Consider the following 1067-nt stretch of genomic DNA (forward strand, 5'->3'; position numbering starts at 1 on the left):
GGTTGGTGCGATCTCGGTGACTTTTCCGAACCGTTGGACTGGCAATTGAGAGCGCTTCATCGCGAGCCAATCGTCGCTGTGTGCCATCAGCAGGTCGGTCTCCACCGGACCGGGCGCAATTGCGTTGACCATTACCCCCTTAGGCGCACCTTCGTACGAAAGGGCACGTGTAAAGCCGACGATGCCGGCCTTTGCCGCGCAATAGTGTGCGAGACCGGGTGCGCCCTTGTAAGCGAGTTGCGATGCAAGATTGATGACGCGACCCCAGTTCCGCTCCATCATCTTGTCGAAGAACTGATGTGTTACAAGAAACGTGCCGCGGAGATGCACCCCGAGCATTTGGTCCCAATCTGCAACGGACAGCTTGCCGAAGGGCCTGTCACCCCCTCCAATACCGGCGCAATTTACGACAATGTCGACATGCCCGAGGACCTCTGAAGCCCAGCGGCCCATGGCTGCGACCTGTTCTTGCGAGGACACATCGCATTCTGTCTGGAAAGTCCGTAGCCCCTCTTTTCGCAAATCCTTTTCCAAATGGCTTGCGTTTCCTCCGTCGCCCCGGTGGCAGAACCCCACGGTTGCACCGTGCGCTGCTAGGATACGGACGATCTCCGCACCGATCCCTTTACTGCCGCCGGTTACAATCGCCACCCGGTCGGTTAGATCGAATTGGTTTTTCATGATTTCTCTCTCAATTGAAGGATCCGTTCGGCGTCGAGCCAGTCGACGTAGGCCCTGACGCCATCCTCAAAGCTGAAGGACGGCTCATAACCAAAATCGTCTCGCGCCGCTTTTGTGGCGAATTTGCCTTGCCGGTCATCGACGGGATCCGGACCTGGTTTCAGATCGATGTCGGCTGCAGCAAGGATTGACCTGACGGTGTCGGCGACTTGAGCAAATGTAAGGTAGGTGTCACCGGTGACATTGTAGGTCCGCCTCGGTAAAGCGGGACGGTCGAGCGCAGCTATGATCGCTTTCGCCGCGTCCTCCACGTAGATGAACTGACGTGGGAAGTCGGCTCCAAAGTCCAGCGAGGTCTTTTGACCCGCAAGCGCGTTGGTAATCAT

At 57.4% G+C, this 1067-nt stretch carries 2 protein-coding genes; both read right to left on the minus strand.

Annotated features, from left to right (window positions below; translation table 11 throughout):
* Positions 1-681 (minus strand): SDR family NAD(P)-dependent oxidoreductase (locus ACFHWW_RS33835; RefSeq protein ID WP_379943720.1); only part of this gene is annotated, 681 nt, incomplete at its 3' end.
* Positions 678-1067 (minus strand): NAD-dependent epimerase/dehydratase family protein (locus ACFHWW_RS33840; RefSeq protein ID WP_379943722.1); only part of this gene is annotated, 390 nt, incomplete at its 5' end. The genes ACFHWW_RS33835 and ACFHWW_RS33840, both read right to left, overlap by 4 nt.

It is taken from the genome of Sinorhizobium sp. P24N7 (genome assembly GCF_042436655.1).
Classification (GTDB): Bacteria; Pseudomonadota; Alphaproteobacteria; order Rhizobiales; family Rhizobiaceae; genus Sinorhizobium; species Sinorhizobium meliloti_A.